The organism is Sphingomonas sanguinis (genome assembly GCF_001476905.1).
Taxonomy (GTDB): domain Bacteria; phylum Pseudomonadota; class Alphaproteobacteria; order Sphingomonadales; family Sphingomonadaceae; genus Sphingomonas; species Sphingomonas sanguinis_B.
Map to the genome: position 1 here is coordinate 1 of NZ_LDTE01000166.1, position 1,818 is coordinate 1,818.

General features: G+C 66.3%; 3 protein-coding genes. All 3 read left to right on the plus strand.

Annotated features, from left to right (window positions below; genetic code table 11):
- A partial coding sequence (locus SB4_RS18120; protein ID WP_153006333.1) for a M20/M25/M40 family metallo-hydrolase occupies positions 1 to 330 on the plus strand: 330 nt, incomplete at its 5' end.
- The gene (locus SB4_RS18125) at positions 327 to 1,346 is read left to right on the plus strand and encodes an arginine N-succinyltransferase (RefSeq protein ID WP_058753683.1); all 1,020 of its coding nucleotides are present in this window, start codon (positions 327 to 329) and stop codon (positions 1,344 to 1,346) included. The genes SB4_RS18120 and SB4_RS18125, both read left to right, overlap by 4 nt.
- A 5-nt stretch (positions 1,347 to 1,351) precedes the next feature.
- Positions 1,352 to 1,818 (plus strand): N-succinylarginine dihydrolase (locus tag SB4_RS18130; protein WP_193753882.1); only part of this gene is annotated, 467 nt, incomplete at its 3' end.

Here is a 1,818-nt window from a genome sequence, read left to right on the forward strand (position 1 = left end):
GCCGAACGGATCGCCGCCGACCATGATGTGAGCGTCAAGGTGCATGGCAGCTTCAATCGTCCGCCCAAGCCCATCGACGACGGCGCGGCGCGGTTGTTCGAGACCGTTCGCGCGGCGGGCGGGGACCTGGGCCTCACCATCGGCTGGCGCGACACGGGCGGGGTGTGCGACGGCAACAATATCGCGGCGGCAGGGGTACCGGTGGTCGACACCATGGGGGTACGCGGCGGCGCGATCCATTCGCCCGACGAGTATATGCTGATCGACAGCCTGGCAGAACGCGCGGGCTTGTCGGCGCTGACCATCCTGCGCATCATCGGTGCCGCATGAGCCGCTTTTGCATCCGCCCCGCCGTCGATAGCGACGTCCGTCACCTGTATGAAATGGCCAAGCTGACCGGTGGCGGCTTCACCAACCTGCCCCCGGACCGCCGCGCCTTGACCGCCAAGCTCGCCCGCAGCCATGAGGCCTTTGCCCGGAAGGCGGACGGCAGCATCCGGGACGAGCTGTTCGTCCTGATGCTGGAGGACCAGGCGACCGGGGACGTGCGCGGCACGTGCCAGATCTTCACCCATGTCGGGCAGAAGCATCCCTTTTACAGCTATCGCATCGGCACGCTGACCCAGCATAGCCGAGAGCTGGACCGGACGTTCCGCGCCGAGATGTTGTCGCTGGCCACCGATCTGGAAGGCGCGAGCGAGGTCGGCGGACTGTTCCTCCATCCCGGTGAGCGTGCCGGGGGGCTGGGCCTGCTGCTGGCGCGAAGCCGCTATCTGTTCATGCGCGCCAATCGCCCGCGCTTCGCCGACCGTGTGCTGGCCGAATTGCGCGGGGTGATCGACGAAGCCGGAGGATCGCCCTTCTGGGACGGCTTGGCAGGGCGCTTCTTCGGCATGAATTTCCAGCAAGCCGACGAGTTCAATGCGATCCACGGTCATCAGTTCATCGCTGACCTGATGCCTAAGCATCCCATCTACACCGCGATGCTGACCGAGACCGCACGCGCCGCCATCGGCCTGCCCCACCCCTCGGGGCGTGCGGCGATGCGAATGCTGGAGAATGAGGGCTTCGCCTTCGAGCATTATATCGACATCTTCGATGGCGGCCCGACCATGACTGCGCGAACCGATCAGGTGCGCACCATCCGCGACTCGCGCGAAAGCACGGTCGTCGCGATCGATGCACAGCCCGGGCGTGAGGCGTTGGTCGCGGCAGGGCGGCTGGCCGATTTCCGCTGCGCCCTTGCCGACATTCGCGACGGCGATGGCGGGATCATCCTGTCCGAAGAAACCGCCCGCACGCTCGACCTGACGGTCGGCGATACCGTCCTCCATATCGATCGGTGAGTGCCATGTTGAGAGAGATCAATTTCGACGGCATCATCGGGCCGAGCCATAATTATGCCGGGCTCAGCCATGGCAATCTCGCCGCCACCCGTAACGCGGGCAAGACCTCACATCCCAAGGCCGCTGCGCTTCAGGGGATCGCCAAGATGCGCGCGAACCTCGACCTGGGGCTAGTGCAGGGCATATTGTTGCCGCATCCGCGACCGGACCACGCCTGGCTGGGGCGACTGGCGACCGACTGTGACAGCGCTTCGCCGGTCCTGAAGGCACAGGCCCTGTCCGCGTCGGCCATGTGGGCCGCCAATGCCGCGACCGTCTCGCCCTCGCCCGATGCGTGCGATGGGCGCTGCCATCTTACGGTGGCCAACCTGCTGACCATGCCGCATCGCAGCCATGAATGGCCCGCGACACTGGCGCAGCTGCGGCTGATCTTCGCCGACCCCGCCTTTATCGTCCATTCGCCCGTGCCCGC

Bases quoted from the DNA above. Each gene is read 5' to 3' on its own strand.
- SB4_RS18125 (WP_058753683.1), top strand. From the start codon at position 327: ATGAGCCGCTTTTGCATCCGCCCCGCCGTCGATAGCGACGTCCGTCAC.